The organism is Methanohalophilus profundi, from assembly GCF_004137855.1.
Taxonomy (GTDB): domain Archaea; phylum Halobacteriota; class Methanosarcinia; order Methanosarcinales; family Methanosarcinaceae; genus Methanohalophilus; species Methanohalophilus profundi.
Genome location: NZ_QBKB01000002.1, coordinates 126,101 through 149,407, shown reverse-complemented (window position 1 = coordinate 149,407; position 23,307 = coordinate 126,101). Strand labels below are relative to the sequence as shown.

General features: G+C 41.6%; 29 protein-coding genes and 1 pseudogene. 8 read left to right on the top strand and 22 right to left on the bottom strand.

Translation table 11 applies throughout. From position 1 onward, the window contains the following. Positions 1-15 precede the first annotated feature (15 nt). On the top strand, positions 16-552 hold the full coding sequence (locus C9889_RS00800) for an LbetaH domain-containing protein (RefSeq protein ID WP_129596450.1): 537 nt from the start codon (positions 16-18) through the stop codon (positions 550-552). A gap of 56 nt (positions 553-608) precedes the next feature. On the opposite strand, the gene C9889_RS10940 is transcribed toward C9889_RS00800, so the two are convergent. The 8 genes from C9889_RS10940 to C9889_RS00770 form a co-directional block, all read right to left on the bottom strand. Beyond that, entirely contained in the window at positions 609-806 is a 198-nt protein-coding gene (locus C9889_RS10940; protein ID WP_318531457.1) for a putative zinc-binding protein, read from the bottom strand. Continuing rightward, entirely contained in the window at positions 784-972 is a 189-nt protein-coding gene (locus C9889_RS10935) for a putative zinc-binding protein (protein WP_318531456.1), read from the bottom strand. Before C9889_RS10935 ends, C9889_RS10940 begins: the two co-directional genes overlap by 23 nt. Before the next feature lie 13 nt (positions 973-985). Further along, entirely contained in the window at positions 986-1,216 is a 231-nt protein-coding gene (locus tag C9889_RS00790) for a thioredoxin family protein (protein ID WP_129596448.1), read from the bottom strand. 30 nt (positions 1,217-1,246) lie between these two features. After that, positions 1,247-1,954 (bottom strand): metallophosphoesterase family protein, encoded by a 708-nt coding sequence (locus C9889_RS00785; protein ID WP_129596446.1) that lies wholly within the window; start codon positions 1,952-1,954, stop codon positions 1,247-1,249. A gap of 11 nt (positions 1,955-1,965) precedes the next feature. After that, on the bottom strand, positions 1,966-2,424 hold the full coding sequence (locus C9889_RS10650) for a permease (protein ID WP_263853955.1): 459 nt from the start codon (positions 2,422-2,424) through the stop codon (positions 1,966-1,968). A gap of 11 nt (positions 2,425-2,435) precedes the next feature. Further along, positions 2,436-3,008, bottom strand: a complete 573-nt coding sequence (locus tag C9889_RS10645) for a permease (protein ID WP_263853954.1) — start codon at positions 3,006-3,008, stop codon at positions 2,436-2,438. Positions 3,009-3,083: 75 nt separating this feature from the next. After that, complete coding sequence (locus tag C9889_RS00775) at positions 3,084-5,528, bottom strand: DUF3656 domain-containing U32 family peptidase (RefSeq protein WP_129596443.1); 2,445 nt, start codon at positions 5,526-5,528, stop codon at positions 3,084-3,086. Between the two features lie 75 nt (positions 5,529-5,603). After that, on the bottom strand, positions 5,604-6,125 hold the full coding sequence (locus tag C9889_RS00770) for a hypothetical protein (protein WP_225419922.1): 522 nt from the start codon (positions 6,123-6,125) through the stop codon (positions 5,604-5,606). 203 nt (positions 6,126-6,328) lie between these two features. On the opposite strand from C9889_RS00770, the gene pncB reads away from it, so the two are divergent. Next, entirely contained in the window at positions 6,329-7,555 is a 1,227-nt protein-coding gene (gene pncB, locus C9889_RS00765) for a nicotinate phosphoribosyltransferase (RefSeq protein WP_129596441.1), read from the top strand. 3 nt (positions 7,556-7,558) lie between these two features. On the opposite strand, the gene C9889_RS00760 is transcribed toward pncB, so the two are convergent. From C9889_RS00760 to C9889_RS00745, 4 genes are all read right to left on the bottom strand, one after another. Then, a complete protein-coding gene (locus tag C9889_RS00760; RefSeq protein WP_129596439.1) occupies positions 7,559-7,876 on the bottom strand; it encodes an ArsR/SmtB family transcription factor in 318 nt (105 codons plus the stop codon). A gap of 34 nt (positions 7,877-7,910) precedes the next feature. Beyond that, on the bottom strand, positions 7,911-8,147 hold the full coding sequence (locus tag C9889_RS00755; RefSeq protein WP_225419921.1) for a hypothetical protein: 237 nt from the start codon (positions 8,145-8,147) through the stop codon (positions 7,911-7,913). A gap of 87 nt (positions 8,148-8,234) precedes the next feature. Then, positions 8,235-8,636 (bottom strand): hypothetical protein, encoded by a 402-nt coding sequence (locus C9889_RS00750; protein WP_129596437.1) that lies wholly within the window; start codon positions 8,634-8,636, stop codon positions 8,235-8,237. Between the two features lie 217 nt (positions 8,637-8,853). Then, the gene (locus tag C9889_RS00745; RefSeq protein ID WP_129596435.1) at positions 8,854-9,537 is read right to left on the bottom strand and encodes a DUF169 domain-containing protein; all 684 of its coding nucleotides are present in this window, start codon (positions 9,535-9,537) and stop codon (positions 8,854-8,856) included. A 192-nt stretch (positions 9,538-9,729) separates the two neighbouring features. Here C9889_RS00745 and C9889_RS00740 point away from each other — a divergent pair, with 192 nt between their 5' ends. From C9889_RS00740 to C9889_RS00720, 5 genes are all read left to right on the top strand, one after another. Beyond that, on the top strand, positions 9,730-10,497 hold the full coding sequence (locus C9889_RS00740; RefSeq protein WP_164999236.1) for a YbaY family lipoprotein: 768 nt from the start codon (positions 9,730-9,732) through the stop codon (positions 10,495-10,497). 356 nt (positions 10,498-10,853) lie between these two features. Next, a complete protein-coding gene (locus tag C9889_RS00735; RefSeq protein WP_129596431.1) occupies positions 10,854-11,483 on the top strand; it encodes a YIP1 family protein in 630 nt (209 codons plus the stop codon). Positions 11,484-11,642: 159 nt separating this feature from the next. Next, positions 11,643-12,647: a COG1361 S-layer family protein gene (locus tag C9889_RS00730; RefSeq protein WP_129596429.1), complete on the top strand. Its 1,005-nt coding sequence runs from the start codon at positions 11,643-11,645 to the stop codon at positions 12,645-12,647. A gap of 45 nt (positions 12,648-12,692) precedes the next feature. Then, positions 12,693-13,403, top strand: a complete 711-nt coding sequence (locus C9889_RS00725; RefSeq protein ID WP_225419920.1) for an ABC transporter ATP-binding protein — start codon at positions 12,693-12,695, stop codon at positions 13,401-13,403. Continuing rightward, positions 13,390-14,553, top strand: coding sequence for an ABC transporter permease (locus C9889_RS00720; RefSeq protein ID WP_129596427.1), 1,164 nt, complete (start codon positions 13,390-13,392; stop codon positions 14,551-14,553). The genes C9889_RS00725 and C9889_RS00720 overlap by 14 nt, the downstream gene beginning before the upstream one ends. Before the next feature lie 4 nt (positions 14,554-14,557). Here C9889_RS00720 and C9889_RS00715 read toward each other — a convergent pair whose 3' ends face one another. The 4 genes from C9889_RS00715 to C9889_RS00705 all read right to left on the bottom strand — a co-directional run bounded on the left by C9889_RS00715 (position 14,558) and on the right by C9889_RS00705 (position 17,235). Continuing rightward, entirely contained in the window at positions 14,558-14,992 is a 435-nt protein-coding gene (locus C9889_RS00715) for a DUF3887 domain-containing protein (RefSeq protein ID WP_129596425.1), read from the bottom strand. Continuing rightward, positions 14,989-15,777: a sensor histidine kinase gene (locus C9889_RS10210; RefSeq protein WP_225419919.1), complete on the bottom strand. Its 789-nt coding sequence runs from the start codon at positions 15,775-15,777 to the stop codon at positions 14,989-14,991. The genes C9889_RS00715 and C9889_RS10210 overlap by 4 nt, the downstream gene beginning before the upstream one ends. Positions 15,778-15,910: 133 nt before the next feature. Continuing rightward, positions 15,911-16,714 carry a PDC sensor domain-containing protein gene (locus C9889_RS10205; protein WP_225419918.1) on the bottom strand — a complete coding sequence of 268 codons (804 nt, stop codon included), beginning with the start codon at positions 16,712-16,714 and terminating at the stop codon, positions 15,911-15,913. Positions 16,715-16,722: 8 nt separating this feature from the next. Next, the gene (locus tag C9889_RS00705) at positions 16,723-17,235 is read right to left on the bottom strand and encodes a response regulator (protein WP_129596422.1); all 513 of its coding nucleotides are present in this window, start codon (positions 17,233-17,235) and stop codon (positions 16,723-16,725) included. 145 nt (positions 17,236-17,380) lie between these two features. Between C9889_RS00705 and C9889_RS00700 the strand changes: the two genes are divergently transcribed. Further along, positions 17,381-17,662, top strand: a complete 282-nt coding sequence (locus C9889_RS00700) for a MarR family transcriptional regulator (protein WP_129596420.1) — start codon at positions 17,381-17,383, stop codon at positions 17,660-17,662. Between the two features lie 3 nt (positions 17,663-17,665). Here the strand turns inward: C9889_RS00700 and C9889_RS00695 are convergent, their stop codons facing one another. The 6 genes and pseudogenes from C9889_RS00695 to C9889_RS00675 form a co-directional block, all read right to left on the bottom strand. Continuing rightward, positions 17,666-18,328 carry a sensor domain-containing protein gene (locus C9889_RS00695; RefSeq protein WP_129596418.1) on the bottom strand — a complete coding sequence of 221 codons (663 nt, stop codon included), beginning with the start codon at positions 18,326-18,328 and terminating at the stop codon, positions 17,666-17,668. A 27-nt stretch (positions 18,329-18,355) separates the two neighbouring features. After that, positions 18,356-18,574: a PLD nuclease N-terminal domain-containing protein gene (locus C9889_RS10640; RefSeq protein WP_129596416.1), complete on the bottom strand. Its 219-nt coding sequence runs from the start codon at positions 18,572-18,574 to the stop codon at positions 18,356-18,358. A 9-nt stretch (positions 18,575-18,583) separates the two neighbouring features. Then, positions 18,584-18,691 (bottom strand): annotated as a pseudogene (locus C9889_RS11370) (ABC transporter permease); the annotation flags it as partial. A gap of 185 nt (positions 18,692-18,876) precedes the next feature. Continuing rightward, positions 18,877-19,716, bottom strand: coding sequence for an MBL fold metallo-hydrolase (locus tag C9889_RS00685; RefSeq protein WP_129596414.1), 840 nt, complete (start codon positions 19,714-19,716; stop codon positions 18,877-18,879). A gap of 21 nt (positions 19,717-19,737) precedes the next feature. Continuing rightward, positions 19,738-21,018 (bottom strand): phosphomethylpyrimidine synthase ThiC, encoded by a 1,281-nt coding sequence (gene thiC / locus C9889_RS00680; RefSeq protein WP_129596413.1) that lies wholly within the window; start codon positions 21,016-21,018, stop codon positions 19,738-19,740. A 113-nt stretch (positions 21,019-21,131) separates the two neighbouring features. Next, complete coding sequence (locus C9889_RS00675; RefSeq protein WP_129596410.1) at positions 21,132-23,075, bottom strand: PAS domain S-box protein; 1,944 nt, start codon at positions 23,073-23,075, stop codon at positions 21,132-21,134. Positions 23,076-23,307: the final 232 nt, after the last annotated feature.

Sequence of the window (23,307 nt, the reverse complement as noted above, 5' to 3'; positions counted from 1 at the left end):
ACAGGAGAAATAATCATGAAAAACCCAGCGGGAGACAAACCACAAATTGATGATAGTGCCTGGATTGCTGACAGTGCCGTTGTAATGGGAAATGTAAAGATCGAAGCAGATGTCCTTGTAGCACCAAATGCTGTAATAAGGGCAGATGAACCGGGTGCATCTATTGTTATCGAAAAAGGATGTAATATTCAGGACAATGTAGTTCTTCATGGGGTTGAAGGATCGAAAGTATTTATCGCTGAAGCTACCTCACTGGCTCATGGGTGTATCGTGCATGGACCGTGCCAGTTGGGTAAAAGATGTTTCATAGGTTTTGGTGCGGTAGTATTTGACAGTGTCCTTGAAGATGATGTGGTGGTACTTCATAATGCTACGGTCCAGGGCGTCAGTCTACCGGCATCCAAAAGTGTGCCTGTAGGCCGCACTGTACTGAGCGAAAAAGATGTCACAGAATTGCCATTGGTCGATCAGGGCCTAATGGATTTTAAGCACAAAGTTTCCAGTGTGAACCTGGATCTTGTTGAAGGTTATCGTAAGATGGATCGTGCCTGAGCAAAAAACATGGAAGGTTTATCCCCTTCCATTAAATTAGAATATACTTTTAGACTTTAAAGATTGATCTTTTCAAGAACTTCATTGACCTGTTCCTGTTTGAGATCCAGATCCTTGTTCTTCTTGATGCCAAGTTCGGTTATGATTACATGTTCATTTACATAGATCCCGGCATTTTCCAGGGTTTTCTTTGCACAGTTTAGCGGGCAGCCATCAATAGCCACGACCTTATCAGCTCCTTCTGCTGATTTCATAAGGCCTTGCAATACGGCCACCGATGCCCACTGTACACATCATATTTCCCTTGCCATTTTTGGTCATTTCTATTGCTGCCTGGTTTGCCAGTTGGCCTACGTTGGAACCTCCCGAACAGGGGAATATTCCTACTACTGAGGAACAACAACATTTATTATCGGTCATATTTTCCCTCTGGTTATTGTATCCATTCCTTTACGTCATCGACTGAAGGAATCTTGCCCGCAATCTTTACATCGCCATCGACCACAACACCGGGTGTTATCATTACACCGTAATCCATAATACTGTTTATATCTTCAACTTTTGTGATCTCGGCTTTAATTCCGGCGTCCTTTACTGCCCTCTCGACTACCTCAAGGGTCTTCTTACACTTTGCACATCCGGTTCCAAGGATTTCTATTTTCATTTGGTTTCCTCCTGTAATTTTTCCTATTAGTTAGTTTTCTTTTTTGTTTACGCCTGCATTTTCCAGTATTGATATAAGTTCATCACAGTGGGGCATCCTTTCTCTTATTTTGTCCACTACGCTATCCATATCGTATTCCAGTCTGTATACTTTGAATTCCATTGAATCGGTATCCAACACCGCACAGGATGCGCGGGGAATGCCATCACGTGGCTGTCCTGCTGATCCGGGATTGACAATGGTCATATTTCCAACATTCCTTGTCATTGGAATGTGGGAATGGCCGACCACCAGCAGATTCGCTTCAACTCCTTCCAGCATTTCCTGTACTTCTGCATCAGGTGTCTGCGGTTTTATATATTCATAAAAGGATCTGGGACTTCCATGTGTAAATAATACCTTACCTCCCCTGTATTCCTTTTCGATTTTTACAGGAAGGTTCTTCAGGAAATCCATCTGTCTATCATCCAGCTGGTCTTTTGTGTAATCCCTGGTGGCAATTGAAAGATGCTTGATTTCATAACTGCAGCCACAATCAATTCCTGTTGCAACTGCATTATTATGGTTTCCCTTTATAACGGGAATATTGTTTTCCATCATGAAATCTATTACTTCTGCAGGTGAGGGCCCATAATCAACCAGGTCCCCCAGACAGATAACCTCATCATGGGGAATTTCCATTGCAGTTTCCAGGGCTTCCATATTCCCATGTATATCTGAAATCACGAGTAGTTTCATGTTTTACCTCTTTATACAAAATAAAGACCGAATATAAGGCCGGCGATTGATGCAACTGTTACTACCAAAGCTATGTAAAGGGAAGCTTTTTTCACTCCCATTATCCGACTGATAACGATCATATTCGGAAGACTCAGTGCGGGGCCTGCAAGCAACATTGCCAGGGCAGGACCTCTTCCCATTCCAAGTTCTGTAAGGGCGCTGATTATAGGTACTTCTGTCAGGGTTGAGAAATACATCAATGCTGCGGCAACCGATGCTATGAAACTTGCACCGAATGATGCTCCTCCAACCACAGCAGCCACATATTCTGCCGGGAGCAGTTCCACCATAATACCTGCAAAGAAAACACCAAACAAAAGGAGAGGTGTAATTTGTTTAACCAGGAACCATGTCTCTGCCGTCCAGTCTTTCAATTCATCTTTACTGAACCAGTTGAATGAAAGAAATACTGTTAACAAAACAAGCATAGTTTCCACGGCTAGCAGGGGTACCCATTCTGTGAGTATCTCCGGAACGACGAGGATTGCCAGAAGAAGGAGGAAAAGATATGCACTGTGAGCATGTTTTTCTCCGCCAAAGTCTTGATTCCTTCCTTTTTTTCCCTGTGGTGTTCGAATACGGCCGCCATTGTAAGTCCAATAGCAATTGACAGAAGGATTGCAATTACAGCTCTTGCAACTCCCAGGTCATACCCCAGGATTTTTGCTGTGTAGACTATTGCCAGGATATTTATTGCCGGTGCCGCAAACAGGAAGGTAGTTGCAGGCCCGATTCCTGCACCCCTGCGATAGATTCCTGCAAAAAGCGGCAGTACAGTACAGCTGCATACTGCAAGCAGGCAGCCGGAAACTGCAGCAACGGGGTAGGAAATGTATTTTGAGGTCTCATTACCAAAAAATCTTAGTACAGATTCTTTGGAAAAGAGGGATGCTATAGCTCCGGCCAGGAAAAAGGCCGGTATCAGGCATAGCAGTACATGTAGTGCCAGATATTCCTGGACAGATTCCAGTCCTACAATAGCAAGATGATAAATTAATGATTGGTCAGGCATTGTGCAACCTCTATTTCAGTATTATTTGAAATGCTGGTATAAATACCTATCCATTTCAAATTATGTTGAAACACTTCATATGCCTGAGTAATAAAGTCCTCTGGAATATACCTTTGAGTCCGGAATATTTTTTTTACTTGTTCCGTCCAGAATTTTCCTAAATTCAGAGACGACAATTGCTACTTTCCGATGACTTTCCTGTGGAAATTCTAAACGAAGAACATCTATACCGGTATTCTTCATGTCATCTATATTATTCAACATATTGATGACATGGGAATCATAGATCACAGTTCTGTTTCTCCACCTTTTAACGGGGTACCTGTCTGTTTTTTTGTGCTGCAGGAAAGCATTACTATCTTCATCATAGAAGCCTTTATCCACAATAGGTTTGAGCAGGTCATGTTCGGTAACAAGTAATTGCTGCCTGCCGTATGCTATAGCCTCAAATTGGATATTTTTATCTGAACCCGTCACAACATCCGTTATTTCTTCAAGGGTAAGTTCCGGGGAAAGGACTACACGGGATGCACCATTTGCCTGTAACACATTTGTAGTTAGGGAATTAAAAATAGTGAAATTTTTCAGTGCAACACATTTAATTTCCATTTGGTGTGCCAAACGAAGTATTCCAGGCTCACTACAGCCGATAGTATATCCTCTTGTTTTTATTTTTTCAAGGATATCTTTCCATTCTTCGAGTTCATTCTCATGAATAATAGCAGGCAATGTGAATACTATTTCAATATTATTCATTTTAATTTTTTGAGCGAGGTCTTTATCATTCTCGACTTTGTCGAATAGATCCGCTGGGCTATATATGATGTCTGCTCCGCTGTAAGCAGCAGCTTTTGCTCCCTCTATATCTGCTACTTCTACAGATAGGAGTAATTTATCTGGAATTTTGTCTTCGGGTTTGTGTCTGGATGCTGGTAATTCTGGGTTTTTAGGCTGGCGGTGGAAGATTTCCAGTTGCTTCTCCTGAAGTATTTCCACCACGCTGCGACGGGCCCGTGTGAGTTCCCCGAGGGGGATAAAGATATCTTCCTGGCCTTTCAACTCAATTTCATCTGCTATATAGGGAGTATCTCCCAGTCTTTTTATTATATCGGTAATCTGTTCTACAGAAGTAGGGGCTTTTTTTGGCTCCTGTACAAGATAATCGGATACATGAAGCACCTCTATATCTCCTGCAGAAGCAGTAATTTCCAGTCGCCTGCCGATATTTGCACGTATATGGAAATTCACGGGTACCTTTTTTACATTCCTTTCACCCATTTCTTCCAGAAGGGATACGTCTGTATTCAGGTATACATCATCCCCGGTCTTTACAGATTTTACGGTTTTAGGACTGATATGTATGTAGGGAATACTCCCTTTTTCTGCTACCTCAACTTCCCCGCCGTCAACTGTGAGTTTCTCAACCTTTGATCCAAGCATCCGTTGCCTGGTATGGATGCTTATCCCATCATTGACTTCAAGTGTCTGGTTTAATTTGACCTTAATGGACGCAGCGTTTTTACTTCGTTTTACCCGGCGTGTCTTACCCAGGAAAGCCCCATAACTGGAACTGTATTCGGGGTGGGTCACGTTCCTGTCACCCAGTACAAAACCCCGGGTAAAACCCCTGTAAAATAGTTTTGCCAGGTCATTTTCTCTTTCCTGCAACCAGTTGGGATCGGGTTTTTTATCATGGCAGGTTATCTCTGCAGCCTCTTTGTATATTTCAGAACTGGCGGTCACATACTCAGCTCTTTTCATACGCCCTTCTATTTTGAGACTTTTGATGCCTGTGTTGATGAGTTCATCCAAACCTGGCAGAGTGCAGAGTTCAGCACAACTTATGGGGGATACACCGCCAATATGATGGTTCATGTTCTTGCCGTTGATAAACAGGTCGAATTTCCATCTGCAAGGCTGGGCACAAGCTCCCCGGTTTGCGCTCCTGCTGGCAGCAAAGCTGCTAAAGAGACACTGCCCAGAGTAAGAATAACAAAGAGCGCCATGGGCAAATATCTCGATATCCATATCGGTGCTGTCAATGATGTGTTTCAATTCTGCAGTGTCAAGTTCTCTTGCTACGATTATTCTTGAGAGGCCAAGTTTTTCCAGAAATTTGACAGTTTCAGTGTTATTGGTATTGAGCTGGGTGCTCCCATGTATGGGCAGGTCAGGATAGTTCTTTTTGATCAGGTCTATAAATCCGAAATCTCTCATAATAACCGCGTCAATTCCTGCTGCATAGGCGCGGTCTATGACATCAATCGCATCCTGGAGTTCCGTTTCTTTCACCGGTACATTGAATGCCAGATATACTGAGATTCCATGCAGATGGGCAAGATCTATTGCATTTTCCATCTCTTCGGGTGTAAAATTGGATGCACCCTGGCGGGCATTGAATTCACCAACTCCCAGATAAACAGCATCAGTTCCTCCCTTGATAGCACCCAGCAGTGCATCATAATTTCCTACAGGCGACAGTATTTCCGGGGGAGTAATTTTTTCAGGATGTTTGGCCATAGTTTTTCAGTTTCCGTTGCAGTTTGTCTTTTTATGCAACAGAACAGTACAAGTTATATGAATGCTTCGAGCGATTTACTTGCCTTTTTGAACCATCCATCCGACAACAGGAGGCAGCCAGCAGAGATTTGCTGCAATGGTTTCAAAGGCGGTGAAAGTCTGTGTTGTAGGGCTGAATCCGAGGATTCGGGCTGAAAGCAATCCCAACGGCACCAGCAGGATTACAGCAATACTGGTAAGCATCACAGGATGGTGTAGGTATCGCTCTATTCCTGCAGACCATGAACCTTCGATTCGTTTGAGATACACAAGTCCGGAAATATTGGCACCGATCTGATCACTGAGGGCATAAAAACAAGGAATATAGAATCCCTGTATGCCATATACATCAACTCCTGCCATTCGGCTTGCAGCATCTATTATCCATGGGATTGCGATTCCAAAAAATTTACCCCATCCGTATGCCTGGGCCATTGATTCAGCTGCACCTTCCAGATGTTGCCTGATGGAATACAAACCTTCGAGTATTGATTCTCCCTCACCTGCAAGAGTTCTTACAATCCACTGGCCAAAGGGATTGGTCTGGTATCCCTGCATATCAAGAAATATACCGGCAATCAAACCTAAAATATAACCCGGAAAAGTATAGCGAAGTAATTCATCAAATCCTTCACCCTCAAGTTCTTCTCCTTCCTATTCCATACTTTATCTTCTCCGGGCGATTGCCAATGTAATACATCGAAGGCATTTATATTAAATAGTTGTAATGCAATACATAAGGGCTGTTATTCCTCTAATAAATGTTACAATTATCTGAAGGCAATACGGTGATCCGGTCAATACTTGATAATGATATGTACAAGCTGACCATGCAAATGGCAGTACTTGAGCTTTTTCCTGAAGCACAGGCAGAATATCGCTTCATAAACCGTGGAGACCAACGTTTCAATCCCCGGTTCAAGGAAGAACTTGAATATATAGTCCGGGAAGAAATTCCCAAATTACGCCTTCTGGATGAAGAAAGGCATTGGCTGGGAAAGAATTGTCCTTTTTTCAAGCATACCTATCTTGACCATCTACAGAATTACCGTTTTAATCCCGATGAGGTTGAAATATCCCTGACGGATGACAATAATCTTGATATATGTATCAGAGGGCCGTGGCATAGTACCATTCTCTGGGAAATTGTGCTCATGGCTACAGTTTCCGAACTATATTTTGAGACCATTGAAAATAAATGGGCTGATGACTATCTTTCAAAGACCGATCTTCTGGACAAATATGGAGATATGATAAAGGAAGTATCCGACAAACTTGGTAAGGCCGGATGTGTACTCAGTGAATTCGGAACTCGCCGTCGTCGCAGTTTTGAACTTCATGATAAAGTCGTGGAAACCTTAAGTCGAGCCACAAGTTTTGCGGGTACCAGTAATGTCTATCTTGCAATGAAATATGGAACCCGGCCGATAGGTACGATAGGCCATGAATGGATTATGGGTAATTCTGCCCTTGTGGGTTTGCGCAATGCCAACAAATTTGCCTTTGAAAACTGGGTCAAAGTTTATGATGGCAGGCTCGGGATTGCCCTTGCAGATACCTATGGGTGCGACGCCTTTTTCAACAACTTTGATGGTCGCCTGGCACGTCTTTATGATGGTATCAGGCATGATAGTGGTGATCCTTTTACTTTTATCGACAAGGCAATTCAACATTACAAATCTCTTGGAATTGATCCTTCACAGAAAATGGCAGTATTCAGTAATTCCCTCGAAGCCGAAGATGCAATCAGGATACAGGAATACTGTAAGGATAAAATCAAATGCAGTTTCGGTATAGGTACAAGCCTGACCAATAACTCAGAGTTTTTCCGGCAGAATCCTCCCCTGAATATTGTGATCAAGTTGCATAAAATCGATGGTATTCCTGTTGTCAAACTCACTGATTCAGAGGAAAAAGTAACAGGAGATAGAGATGCTGTAAGGGTTGCCAATTATATATTCGGTACAAAAGGGCTCGATGAGGAATAAATATCAATTCTTTTTTGGGATTGTTTCTGTCTCAAAGATGTCTTTTAGGTCCTTAACGTCCAATTTTATATCAAATTCCTTTAACTTAAAGAATTTCTTGGCACGCATATCATCTTCTTCCAGTCGAAGATCACTTTCAACGATATCGGCTTTCTCAAGACGTTTCAGGTGAAGATACAGTACCTGTCTGGAAACATCGAGTTCTTTGGCAAGCTCATATACGTACCATTCCCTGTCTGCAAGCATGCATATGAGTTTCAGTCGCAGAGGATGTGATAGAGCTTCGCCAAGGCTGACAATTCCCTGGAGTTTTTTTTGCATGGGTTGTACCCTTTATACTAACGTTTAAACCAAATTATATTTCGTCAAGTTTATCCTTGATTTCTTCTACCATTTTTTTGGTATCCTTTACTTCACTTTCCAGCCTGTTCAAACGTTCTATGTCTGCTGTTTTCTGGCTTTCACAATTTATGGCACCACTGCGTGTTAAAAGCACGACAACAGCACCAACTACAAGCAGGATAAGAAGCAAGTTTAGTATAATTCCCCATACCGAAAACCCTGTGCCATACATCATATTTCCATACATCATATTATCATGTCACCTCTACATAAAAAGAAGAGGGAGGATTAACGGTAGCCCATGCAGCCACCGGCTCCTCTCTGTTACCTGTAGTTGTTATTCATAGAATACCGGCGGTGCATAGACCGGCGGTGCATAGACCGGCGGTGCATAGACCGAAAAATCCTCGATTACATCTTCTGTTATTGAATCTACGCGTCCCTGTTTTATAGCGTCCTCATCAACGTAGTTGATTACCCACCAGCGTCCCATCTGATAGACATTTTCATCGTTTACATCGATACCTGTAGTTTCTTCAAAAAGTGAGATTGCTTCATCTTCGGTAATCACTGATGTTACATCCTCAGCTGAATAATAGCCATAGTTGCAGTAATAACCTGCTCCTCGGTAGTCGGTCATTCCATATCCGCCACTAGCCCAGCGAGCTGAAACGGTCCCTATCAGCATTATGCCGATAAGAATGGTTCCTGCAAGCACTACAATTGTTTTATTTTTCATTTCAATCACCATTTTTGCTACATACATGTGTAATGTATTTGTTACACATATAGATGTGTAATTGCGTATATTTATAGTTAACGACTGTGAATGAATCTACCAAATAGAACTGAAAGGTAAAAAATTAAAATTTGTTATTAATTCAAATTTAAATGAGGTGATTTAATGGCGCATAGATGTCACCTCATATTCAAGAGATAAAAAACGTACAAAGATTTCAGCCAAACATCTCATGAGCTGCTTCTATCATATCATGCAGCCTTTCCACAGGGATGCCGATTATCATTTCATCTTCTGCAACATTGGCATACTTTCGACTTCCGCCACATCCCAGAGATGCACTTATGTGTCCATCTTTATAAGGCTGGACTACTCCGTCAGCACACATACTCTGGATTCCTGCAAAATTTGCATTAACACGACCACCGAAACGATGTAAAAGGGATTGTGAGAGTTGCATTGCCTTTTTTGGCTTATCGATAACAAGTACCACATCTGGAATGAAACTCACTTTGTCCAGAGGACCATATAATACTGCTTTTGTGGACCCTGCTTTGAGTCTGGGAACCTGTTGCATAGTACGTCTTGCGGAGTTGATTGTTTTATACCGGTTCAGGTTGTAATAGACATCCCCGTTGGCAAGTTTGGGTGCCATTTCCTGCAGTCCCATAACAGCTGCACCGCCTTTGCATTGCTGGTCATCAACCAGGGCATAGAATTCGCTTGTCTCTTTGCGAACTTTGTCCACCATCTGGCAGTGTCTCATTTTTTCTTCAATTTTATTGATACCTTCAGGTACTTCATGAGTGTCTGGCACAAGGGCAACAGCTACCGGCGAATTCTTGAGTTTTAACAGGTCTTTCAATTCTTTTCCCATCTGGTTTATTTCTTCAATTTTCATTTTTGTATTCCTTGTTTTTTAAATGTGAAGATATTATGTTCATGGCACATTACTGCTTAATATATAAGTTTTGCATTTTGATTGCACAACTAATCCAGGTTTTAAAAACGATATCATTAGACTTCAAAGTGGTTCGCAGTTAAAGGTAACTATATATCTTCTCTCCCTATCTGTCTATTAAGAGGTATGAATATGAAAACAATTAATGTCCTTATAGGTATTATTCTGGTTATTGTATTGGCGGTTGTCAGTCTTGTGACCATAAATTATGTAGGTATCGGTGACTACGATGAAAATGTGGTGATTTCAGAAGAAACCGGAAATACATTTGATGGAGCAGTTACCTTTGACTCACTGGAAGAACCATTTTCCAACGTTACTGTTAACATTACAATTGAAGATGTAAGTCTTGCGGACGCTCCTTCAACTATAATCGGTCAAACAACTCTTGAAAATGTTTCCCGCAATAATATTACTGATTCGGATATTCCTTTTGAAATCAGCTATAGAACACTTCGGGAGGGTCACACTTATTCCCTCTCTGCACATGTGGATGTTGATGGGGATGGTGTTATTTCAGGAGGCGACTACCTATCGACCCAACATGTTGATGTGCCATATTCGGGTGTCGAAAATGTTGTTGAAGTACCTGTTGAATTAATCGAAGATAATCTTGGAACTACCGGGCAACTTCTGGAATTTAACGGTACTATATCTTCTATTAATCTCAATTCTTCATCCCCGATGATTCTGGTTGAAAGTCAGGAGATAACGGGGTCAGGACATGGCAGGGGGATTAAATTCGTGATATCTGAAGAGACGGTGATACAGGATCCTGCCGGCGGACTTTATGATGTGACAAATCTGGAAGAAGGTATGGCTGTCAGGGTTTTCGCCGGACCGGCTATGACGGCAAGTATACCACCGATTGCTCAGGCGACACTGATTACTTTAATATAAGTAATCACTTTTTCTTTTTCCGGGTAATATAATTTCTCCTGATTGCGTGCGCACTAAGTTCTCATACATTATGCCGGTTATGAATCTGGTTCATGCTGCTGTTTATAATTGGTTCATTGGAGAAGTGATTTTAGCTAATACGGTTTCTATGAATACTACATATAAAAGCAAGCGACGTTTACAACTCACACTTGTCTAAATATGGAAAGGTTTATCAATTATATAGTCTATTCTTTCTATGCTGCCAGATGAAGGTTACTGCACCATCAATCCGTATTGATGCCACCTTACTACCCCCTCTAAGTATTTCGCTTCATCTGGCAAATTTCAATTTAATAATTTCATGAGGTGATTCTTTGAGCGAAATAATCAATGTACTTACAAACCCGGACAGTTTTTTCAAAGAAAGGATGACAGAAAGAATACAATTCAAAGCCCCTACTCTTATAGTAATCCTGAATGCCCTGATGGGAGCAATTTCAGGTTATATTATGACAAAGGCAATTTTATCATCCGCAGCTGTTGGGGGAGGTTTTTCAGGTGCAGGTGCAATTTTTGGTGCCGTGGGAGGTTTTCTGGGTGTTCTCATAGTGTGGCCAATTTACACAGCGGTATTCTATGGACTGTCAGCATTGTTTGGCGGGGAAGGCTCATTTAAGCGCAGCCTTGAGTTTGTCGGCTATGGTTACATCCCGGCCCTATTGAACTCTATCTTTGGTCTGTATGTTATAAACCAGATATCAGATTCTCTACAGGCGACTGCTGCAAACCCCGCACAGATGGCCCAGATGCTTGCCAATGATCCCATGATGCAGGTTGCAACACTTGTTGGTATCATATTCCAACTGTGGAGTGCCAATATCTGGATTTTTGGTCTCAAGAATGCACGTAACTTAAACCTTCGTGGGGCCCTGATCTCAGTAGGACTGCCTGTAGGCCTTTTGATTACCTATTCCCTCATTACTTATATTGGAGGAATTGTGTGAAAAAAAGGAATATTTATTCTATTTCTTCTTTTCTTTTTTCTTTCACCGACAGTTTCTGCCGATACAGAAATAAGTCCAACAGTAGCGGTAAGTTACAGTGTACAACCACAGGCCTTGCTTCCAGGCGACATTGGGACGGTTACCTTTGAAATGCAAAATATGGCAGATGGGGCAGTCTATGTGGAAGAAGACGATGAAACTTTTGACATGAATGCCTATCTTGCCGGTGCAACCCTGAAAGGTGACGGGGATGTGCTGTCCGGCGGTACCAAATATACGGATGTGGGCCTCCTGGGGCCGGGAGATTCACTGTCTCTGACCTTTAACATAAAGGCGAATGAAAATGCTTCTGCCGGTACCCATTACCTGAATCTTGAGGTAGTGGGGGGAAGCGATATGTCGGATCTGAATTATAAGATTCCGGTTAAGGTTGATGACCGCGAAGTGCGATTGATAGTTGATAATCTGCCCGGTATAGTTATCAATGAAATATGTGAAGTTTCAGTGGATGTAGTAAATCCCGGTTCCGGGGATGTTACAGGAGTTACAGTAGTACCACACGGGGAAGGTTTATCCATTAAACCGGAAGAACTGTTTGTCGGCACAGTAAAAGCCGGGGATAAAGCTACTGCTAATTTCACATTAAACACTATGGATTCCCATGCCGGTTTAAAAGATGTCTATTTTACCACTGATTACTACAACGGTGATAACAAACATACAAGTATATCTTCCAATTCTGGTATTGATATAGTAGAACGCCCATCCCTGATCTTCACAAATCTGGAGATTATCAGGCAGGGAGAACGCTACAGTGTTTCAGGGGATATCAATAATTTTGGTACGACACAGGCGAAAAATATAATTGTTTCTATAACGGGAAGTGATTCAGTTGTCCCTCTTCAACCCTATGCGAGTTATTTTGTCGGGACACTGGAAGAGGACGACTTCAGCACTTTTGAGCTTTCAGCCAGAGTTGAATCTGAAAATGTTTCTTCGGTTCCTGTGCTTATTGAATTCAGGGATACTAATAATGCCTATGCAAGTGTAACCGATGATATCCCTCTGGAAGAGTCTGCCATCTCATTTTCTTCTGAATACAGTTCTTCAGATACTTCTGAGGAAATGCCTGTTACTTACTGGGGCGCCTTGTCCTTGTGCTAGCTGTGATTGGCTTTGTAATCTATCGTTCCTGGAAGAGATCCACAAATGAGGAGGATGAAGGAGAAGACGATGATGACCTCTATAGTTGAAGTGAATAATGCGGTACGCACCTATCGTATGGGTTCATCGAAGGTACACGCTCTTAAAGGAGTCTCATTTGAGGTCAGGGAAGGTGATTTCCTGGCCATCATGGGTTCTTCGGGTTCAGGCAAATCCACGATGTTGAATCTTATCGGTTGCCTGGATAAACCTACAAAAGGTACTATCCATATCAATGGTGTAAATATTGCCAAGCTCAACGATGACGGCCTGACAGACATACGCCGGGATAATATCGGTTTTATTTTCCAGCAATACAATCTGATACCCACTCTTACGGCACTGGAAAATGTGGAAATACCGATGATTTTCAAACGCCTAAGCCCCAAAAAACGCAGGAAAAAAGCCCTGAGGATGCTTGAACTGGCACAGCTTGGGCGCGAATATGCAACTCACAAGCCGGGCGAGTTATCCGGCGGCCAGCAACAAAGAGTGGCAATTGCAAGAGCTCTTGCAAATGATCCTCCGATTATCCTTGCTGATGAACCCACCGGTAATCTGGACTCAAAAACCGGTAAAGGTGTTATGGAACTTTTGAGTGATCTGAACAGGAAAGGAAAAACACTGATTGTCGTCACCCATGATCCTAAGATAATCGAATATTCAAACACGACAATCTACCTGCAGGATGGGGAGGTAGTTGATGAAATTGATTAAACGTATACGTCGTAATATGTATGCCCAGCTTGCTGAGCGCAACCTCAGGCGCCAGAAGGTACGCACTGCACTGGCTGCCATTGGTATTATTATTGGTGTCATGGCAATTGCTTCCATGGGGATTCTGGGCAATACTCTCAAACTGTCGGTATCCGAATCGTTCAGTGATGTAGGTGATAAACTTGTGATCTACCCTGCGATGGGAGAGGACTCAGTCACGCAGGACCAGGTAAACAGGATGGAAAGGATTGCCGGTATAGAACATATTATTCCCTATCGCAGTTCAGGTGAGGCAGTGGAATACAGGGATGAAACCAGTTATGGGACCGTGTATCGTATGAAGGAGTCTAACCTACGTCACCTTGTTGACATGGAATCTGGGAGATTTTTTAAGGAAGGCTCCACAGATTGTGTTCTGGGCAGTTCTGTAGCTTCCAACCTGGAACTGGAAGTTGGAAGCAAGATAGAGATCGAAGACACTCGATTACGTGTGGTGGGGATACTCAAGGAGCGAGGGATGTCTGTGGACATCAGTACGGATAGTGGTGTGTTTGTATCCCATGACATGTACAGTAAACTTTATCCGGATGCTGAGGAGGATTATCGGCAGGTGATCGTAATTGTGGAAGATATTGCTCTTGTGGACACTGTGAAAACAGAACTTGAAGATACATTAAATAAAAGGGAAAAGAAAATAGAGATATTTGCTGCCAATTCTATTAATGAGCAGATAGAGTCTGCTTTCCAGTCAATTTCCATGTTCCTGATGGGTATCGGTTCCATCTCTCTACTCGTTGCAGGGGTAAGTATACTGAATGTAATGCTCATGTCAACAATGGAGAGAACCCGCGAGATTGGTATCATGAAAGCTGTGGGTGCCTCCAGGTCAGATGTATTGCGCATGTTCCTGCTGGAAGCCTTGATTCTGGGAATTTTTGCCAGTCTGTTAGGTGGGATTGTTACTGTAGTGGGCAGTTTAACCCTGATTTACTTTATAATGGAAGATGTCACCTACTTTTTTGACCCCACTACTTTCCTGTACATAATTGCAGGTATTTTCTTTGGCATTGTTACCAGTTTAATAGGTGGATTATATCCCGCCTGGAAAGCTTCAATGATGAACCCCCTGGATGCACTACGTTATGAGTGACCCGTTAACGGGTCACATTTTCCTGTTCCTGGCGCAATTTCGGGGAATCAATCCAGGCACCGGCAACCTTTGTTTCCCCGTTTTCTTCTTTTAAGGCTATACTGAAAAGTCCTTCAGAACCGTCTTCAAATGTAACGGTATAAACAATAGTTACAAACCTTTCACCTTCAACAGCCTTGAGATATTCCAATGATACAGGTTTGCCTACGGTGGACATCAACATGTCGTTTACTTCATAGAAGGTTTCCTCAGGCAGGGCCTTTTTCATAGTAGGTGTGAATTTTTCCGAAAAAAGCGTGTAATTATCCTGTTGCATCCCTCTAATAAGCTGATTTGCAATGGGGTCTGCATATTCCTTTGCACGTTGTTCTTCTGAATCATGTAGGCATCCTGCAGTCAACAGGAACAGAACTACACATATCATTACTATTTTTTTCATTCTTCCCACTTCCTCAATGTAAATGTAAATATGCTGCCAACCCCGGGCTCACTTTTCACCCTTATAGAACCACCCTGGCCTTCTATTATTCCCTTGATAATTGCAAGCCCAAGGCCACTACCTCCCACTTTGCGGCGGGAGGTACTGTCTACCTGATAGAATTTTTCAAATATTTTTTCCTGTTCGTTTTCGGGTATACCGATACCTCTGTCTATGACACTTATTTCCACGAAATCTCTGGTATCTTCAGTTTTAATTTTTATGTTTTTACCTTTATCAGCTGTGAATTTGATAGCATTGTTGAGTAAATTGACAAAAACTCTCAGCAGTTTATCCTTGTCTGCTTTGACCTGTGGATTATTATCCACTTCTCTTTCAATGGCAATTCCATGTTTTGTTGCCATTGGTTCCATCATCTGGATTGCATTATCAATGGTTTCTTTGAGGTTGATCTTTTCCTTTTTGAAAACCATCCGGCCAGATTCAATGCGGGAAATATCAAGCAGGTCATCAACCATCCGGGATTGCCTGTCTATATTGCGGATTATGAGGTCAAGCATTTCTTCCTGTGTTTCTTTGTCACAGTCTTCTTCCCGGAGGAACTCACTTGATGTGCGCATGGCTGTGAGAGGAGTTTTCAATTCATGGGATACCATGGATAGGAATTCATTCTTCACGCGGTTGAGTTTTTGCAGGCGCTGGTTGGAATTTTCAAGTTGTTCGGTTTTTTTATGTACTTCTTCCTCTAGTTTACGATTCCAGGAGAAAAAGATCAATGATATCAATGAGGTGAAGAACAAAATGAAAATGTCGTTATTAACATAAAGGTTGCCTGTTTCAGGTATATGGAGCGCACAATTGAAATTATGAAAGGAACAGGTGTCACAACACCTACAGACCACACCTGATTGTACCATTTTATTGGTACGTATGATACGAGTTTTTCTTCCAGTTCATTGTTTTTATTAAGTTCTTCAAAACGACCGCCACCTTCTTTCCTTCTGTCTGTTCCCCAAGTATGTAAAGACGGTCCTGGTCGGGCTCATTAAGAATGTCGAAATAATTTTTTCCTGTTTCGTTTGGGTTGTCACTGTGATACAGCAGTTTTCCCCTATCATCGATAATGTAGACATAACCGGCTGATGAATCATAACTTTGTATGACCCTTTCTGTGATTTCTTCGATACGTATTATTGCCAGGACAGTTCCTTTGAAATCATTTCCAGAATACACGGGAACCCACACATACATTGCAAGTTCGTCTTCAAACGTGTATGTAGGATCGGTAATATAGGTCCTGCCCATAGATTTTGTTTTTTGGAAAGCTTGCTCCATGTTGTTTTCATACAGGTTATATCCCAGAGGTGTTCTATCTTCAGGATAACCTGAGACAATGGTGCCGCTTTCATCGATATACTCAAGAGCATAAAATCCCTGCGACCTTTCGTACAGGGATTTGAAGGATCTCATATAGAAGTCATCAGGAACCCCATTTTCAGCACCTGCTATTACTTCCAGGGCCACTATCTTCTCATTCAGAAACGCTGTGACACCCGATGAAATTTGTTTTGCATTGAGGGTCTGTTGTTCTGTATATTGTTCCTCAAAGATTTCCTGGACTTCAAGGTTTGAACGTGCCCCCAAAAAAACAACAGAACCTATAAAAAGAAGGGCAATGAAAGTTATGATTATTATGTTATATCGCCGATTACTGAAAAACATGGGAATGGTCAGTTTTGTGCCCGTCGCAATACCATTCGAATGCGGGCTTTCAGTTCTCTCAGGTTGAAGGGTTTTGCAATATAATCGTCTGCGCCTGTCTCGATTCCTTCTACCCGGTCGTCAACTTCGCCTTTTGCAGTAAGCATTATTATGGGGATGTGGTTATGCAGCTCATCTTCTTTCAGTTGTTTGCATACTTCAAAACCATCCATATCCGGCATCATGACATCCAGAAGAATAAGGTCTGGTATTTTTTCCTCAATTGCTTCGAGACCGGTTTTCCCGTTATAGGCCTCAATAACATTATATCCTTCTGCCTGCAATGCTCTTTTTGCAGCAATTATGGCATCGGGCTCGTCATCTATTATCAGGATGGTTTGCCTGGAATCTCCCATCTCTTCAAGTCTTGTTTGTACTGCTTCTTCAGATATTTTCAGTACATCTGCCAGTTCGACTGCAGAAAGGGCCGGATTCTTTTCAAGAAGGCTGAGTATCTTATCGTCAAGTTCTTTTTCGGGCATAAGGACCACTAAATAATCTCGGTATTCCTATCAAATAGTCTATGCTATTAAAGCCTTTCCAAATATATGGAAGACCTGTTATTTAGAGATATAAGTTGACCATAATTAGAAAACCTTATAAAATATAATATTGTAAGTAAACAGGATGGATGTTCTTGAAAAGATATTCGGCAAGACTGCACAGATGACAGTTCTCAAAAACCTGATATCCCATAAGGGTGACTCTACCTATCTCTCAGGAATTGCAGAAGAGACAGGCTTGTCTCATTCGAGTGTTGCCCGTGTCATAGCACCTCTTGTAGAAACAGGTATTGTTAAGGAGAAACCCCTGGGAAAACAGATACGTACTTTCAGTCTCAATATGGATAGTGAATTGACACAGCTTGTCCTTGAATTCTATGATCGTATTCACGAGTTTGCCGATTGATTCTTAATAGGATTTTTGTTCATCCAATGTGTCCGGATGAACGCTACTGTTATTCTTTCCAAGCATAATTTTTGCAAGACTGCCGGATATGGCCGCAAGGATATTGGTTATGTGAAGTGTACAGACTGCAATTATTATTCCCAGAATGGAGGTTAGAAGTGCCTCAGGCAAGCTGTCTATCAGGATTTTTGAGTTTCCTAACGACCAGTAGATAGTGGTAAACGGTGCGAATATAAGTCCAAGGGTCAGGGTAAAGCAGATAGCCAGTATTATAAGTGTAAATATTCCGAACGGAAATTTGATGAATAAAAACATCATTCCCTTCCAGGCAGTTGGATCTACAAACCGATTTTTAATGTCACTCCAGAAGTTTACAAGGGGTTTTTCCTCATAGGAAAGCGGAGGTATATCTACACCAAGCAATCTGGTTGCCAGTTCCCTTTCAAAATTTACCAGTTCCAACCATGCCACCAGTACCAGCAGAAGGACTGGTAGTCCTATGATAATTATGGAAAAACTTAAGCCTACAAGCAGGCCAGATGTCAGGAATAAGAAATAGGCGGTACCCAGCGGAAATGTGAATATGACATAAAGCAGGTTCAGGTAGGTCTGGCGTTGAAAAATCACACCAAAAAATGAACTGAACAATTTGTTTATGTTTCTCATCACAAATCCTGCTGTATTATATTTTTATTATCGGTTGCGTTTATTCTTCCTGAGGATAAAATATAGTATGGCTCCCAGTAAATGGGTAAACACAATAACTATTATCCAGATCAGTCTCTCATTACTTCGGTCTGTTTCCTTTGTGATGCAATCTATAAGCATCCATATCCAGAATGCCGTTGCGAGTAATCCTACCCCCAAAAAGAAGATAACATTAAAGAAAGGTAGTGCTATCCAATCAAACATTCCATCACCTCATTCGTTTCTTAAAGCATCTGTCGGATTCATCTTTGCAGCCTTCTTGGCAGGATATACCCCTGCTACAAGCCCTACAAAGACTGAAATTATAAAACCTGCTGCTATTTGTTTCGATAGCTGGGTTACATGCTGTTGTGTATTCTCTTTCAGGTTGCTGCATCCATTCACACCTCTATATTATAGCAATATCTGTCTATTTTTGGACAGGTTGGACTATGCGACTGGTACATATATACTTTACGATATATAGACGAGTTACTTCTAATATGTGCAGATGTGAGACGAAAAAGTTAAAACTTAAAAGTTGAACCGACACCCACCTCTCTAACATTGCAGTATCTGGAAAGGAATATCTTTGCTTCAAGATCAGTGCAATGGCAGGGGTGGATGTTTTTTACATTTCTCTGGTATAGATATTCTGCTGTTTTCTGGAGTTGTTGTCTAGAAGCAGATAAAAGGTGAAAACCACCTATAATATCAATAATTGTATCATTTTTACAGACCTGTTTTGCATATTCAGTTATATTGCAAATTCCCGAATGTGAACAGCCGGTTATGATAATTATTCCTTCATCCGAGCACCACACAAGTGCCGAATCATCATACATTTTGTCAGGTATGACATCCCCGTTGGGATTTTGCTTTTCTCCAATAGCCTCCGTGGTTTCAAATTTCAGTTTTCGGGGGATTTCCCCCAGAAAAACAAGATTTTTAGTAATCCAGAAGGGTTCTGTTGTTAAATTCAGATTAAAATAATTTTTGAAAACCTCATCGTTTATTATATTGCCAATATGGGTTGTATTTTCAAAAATAGTAGGTGTCAGAGCAAGGGGATGGCACAAAAGTGCAGGATTGTGTGTCGATTTTCCCTGAAATTCCCGGTTTGTGTAGTACTTTATCAGTTCGGTCAATCCCCAAGTATGATCCAGATGTCCATGGGATAATACTACATAATCCAGTATTTCAGGATCTATTTCCATTAGGGCAGCATTTTTCAGGAACAAATCTGAATAACCGGTATCAAAAAGAACTTTTTTTCCTTCTTCTTCGATAAAAAAGGAAAGAGCAGGTTCACCTTCAAAATAATTGTCTATCAGAGTATTATTATCCACAAGCACTGTAATTTGCATAAAGAAAAAATTGTAGGCCTGTTATTTAGTATTACCTTTCAGGGCATCCTGTACGATTTTCAGGGCGCAGAGTTCACCGCACATGGAACATGCATCACTTCCTGTCTTGCGGCTCTGGCGGATGGCAGCAGGTTTTTCACTGTCAATTGCAATGTCAAATTGTTTCTCCCAGTCGAGGTCACGTCTGGCTTGTGCCATCCGGAGGTCTGTTTGTCTTGCCTTTCCGCGCTGTCCCTGCCGTGTAAGATCGGCAGCATGTGCTGCTATCCTTGTGATAATCGCTCCCTCCCGGATATCGTCTGCGGTGGGAAGGGCAAGATGTTCTGCAGGAGTGGTCATGCACAGGAAGTCCGCTCCAGACATGCCGGCAATGGTTCCACCAATTGCGCCTGTAATATGGTCATAGCCGGGTGCAATATCCGTGACAAGCGGTCCGAGCAGGTAGAGGGGGGCTTCGTGACAGAGTTGTTTCATGCTTTTCACACTCAGTTGTACCTCGTCAGCCGCCACATGACCGGGCCCTTCCACAAAGGTCTGGACATTGGAGTTACGTGCCTCTTTTACAAGTTCACCCAGGGTTATGAATTCCATGAATTTTGCATTATCCGAGGCATCATGGATACAACCTGGACGCATTCCGTCACCCAGGCTCAGGGTCATGTCATATTCTCTTGCTATTTCTATCAGGTAGTCAAATTCACTGTAGAGAGGATTTTCCTGCTCATTGTGGATCATCCAGGCAATTGTAAAGGAGCCTCCCCTGCTGACAACATCCATTACCCTTTCCCCTTTACGCAGGCGTTGCAGAGCGTTCTGGTTCACTCCTGCATGGATTGTCACAAAATCCACACCATCTTCTGCATGTTTGCGCACAGCATTGATGATGTCATCGGATGTCATGTCAACTACAGTGTTTTGGGATGAAGCCGCCTGATAGATTGGCACTGTGCCAAAGGGTACATCTACGGTTTCCATGAGACGTTTGCGAGTGGAATCAAGATCTCCCCCTGTGGAGAGGTCCATTATGCTGTCTGCCCCGTACCTGATAGCAGTTTCTGCCTTTTTAACTTCATCTTCCACATCGACAAAATCTCGTGAGGTTCCGATATTGGCGTTGACCTTGACACCCATACATTTTCCGATGGCTTTGGGGGACGTTTCCCTCAACACATTTTTTGGGATAGTAATAAGACCCTCTGCAACATACTTTCTTACTATTTCGGGATCAATACCCTCTTCCTCTGCAACCTTATGTATCTGCGGGGTGATGTTTCCCTTCTTTGCTTCATCCATCAATGTCATTTTTAACGCCTGCCGTGCTTAATTTAGTCCAGAATAATAGGTATTCGCATATATAGGTTTCACAGGTAAAAAAGGAATTAGAATGAAAGTCTATTATTAAATATTCATATTTATTATATGGGTTGGATTGGAATTGTGAATATGTAGGAATTTCCGGCTCCGGGTTCACTTTCCACTTCTATCTCTCCACCATGTAATTCTATATATTCTTTAGCCAGTGAAAGGCTCAGGATACTATCATGTGGTTTCATTCCGGATTCGGAATATATTTCTTTGAAAGGTCGGAACAATTCTTCTAAATGGCTCGGAGAAATGCCGATTCCGGAATCATTTACTTCAAACCTCAGATCATAACTGCTGTATTCCATACTGATATGTACGTCTCTTCCTTCAGGGGTAAAGTGTATTGCATTGATGATGAGATTATATATTGCCTGCTTGATTTTTACTTTGTCCACACTTATTTCCGGTAGGTATTCAGGTATGTCGGTAGTTATTTCTACATTTCTGTCCTCTGCGAAAGGTTTGAGGAATTTCAAAATTTCATTGAGTAACCCGGGAATGGAAACCATCTCAATATTAAGTTCCATTTTTCCTGCTTCAACATCTGATATTTCCAGAATATCATCAATTAAACCCATCAACTGTTCAGCACTTTTTTGTATACCTTGAATGTGCTTTTGCTGTTTTGGATTGAGTTTTCCATATATATCATTCTGAAATATCTGACTAAAACCAATTATGTTACCCAACGGAGTTCTCAGTTCACGACTCAAATTGACCTTTAACTCAGAGTTTGTTTTGCTTACTTCCCTGGCATGAAGCCTGGCTTCTGCAAGTTCTTCCTCAGCAAGCTTGTGATCTGTAATATCGTTAACAAATTCAACTACACCGGTAATTTCACCGGTAGTGGGGTCTTTTAATGGATAACCCAGGAGTTCGAACCATTGTGCTTCTGAGTCCGGCAAACCCTGTACAATATTTCTTTCTGTCTCTCCTGTTTCCATGCATCTCATTATAGGGCAGGTTTTACAGGGGCTGTCCCTGTCATGATAAGCTTCATAACATTTCTTGCCTTCAAGAGGTGTATTTCTTGCAAACCACTTATTCATGGTATTATTTACACGTATGATATTCAGGTCTGCATCAAGTATGCTGACTCCATCATTTATGCTCTCAATAATGCTGTTCAGGAACAACTTGCTCTCGATCAATTCCTCTTCCATAAGTTTGGATTCTGTGGTATCCTTTGTGAAACCTAAATAACGGGTATCTGAAAGTTTAGTAGAAGTCACACGCCACCATCTTCTGCTTCCGTCCTTTTTTATAAAATGGAATTCAGCATCAACAAATCCTTTTTTAACGACGGTTCTAAAAGCTTCAGTGACCTTTTCATGATCTTCTGGGGGTATAAGATATATGAGGTTCATCGAGAGGAGTTCCTCTTGCGAATATCCTGTAGTTTCACAGGCTGCTGTATTGACTTCAATATAATTTCCGTTTTCGTCTGCAACAAAAATACCATCAGGAGCATTATTTATGTAATTCTTAAACTTCGACTCGCTTTTTTTAAGGGTATTTTCACTTGAAAGTCTTAAAATCAAGTTTCCTATCTGACTAGCAATTGATTCCAGAACTATTTTTGTATCTTCCGCAATTCCTTCCTGAGTAAAAGAAAAGACAACAAATGAAGCTATTACCTCTCCATCTTCTTTTTTTATAGGGATTATGCCAATTGTTTTCATTTCTTTGAAATACTGTTTGTCCTGAAGGGTGCCTGCAATTTCTTCAGGTGGCATATAACGAATTTTACCTTCTTCAACGATCTTTGCCTGCAATGAATCCGCAGGGTAATGCTGGATATTTTTCAGGATGTCTTCAGGAACGTCTCCCCCATAAGCTATGAGATTCGATCCTTCATTTTTTGACCTGAGGTATATCGCTGTGACGTCAATATCTTCCAGTGAAAGAATGTGTTTTGACAAAGAATGAAAAGCAGTTTCTAAATTGCTTGATGCGCCAAGCTCAATAGCAATATCTCTCTGCAAGGCTAACATCTTTTCCCTATTCAACAAAGCACTCTCCAGTGTAGAGTTAACGATTTTTAGGCATATAATGTTTTACATGACTATATTTTTGGTTATGTTATGTATATACAAAAAAGCTGCATTTATTTTAATTTTTTGATTGTACTTGTTTATATATAAATTAATAATATAAATTTTGTCTTAATGAACACTTAATGAAACGTTTCCAGCTACCTTTATGTAATTATGGCAACATCTAGTT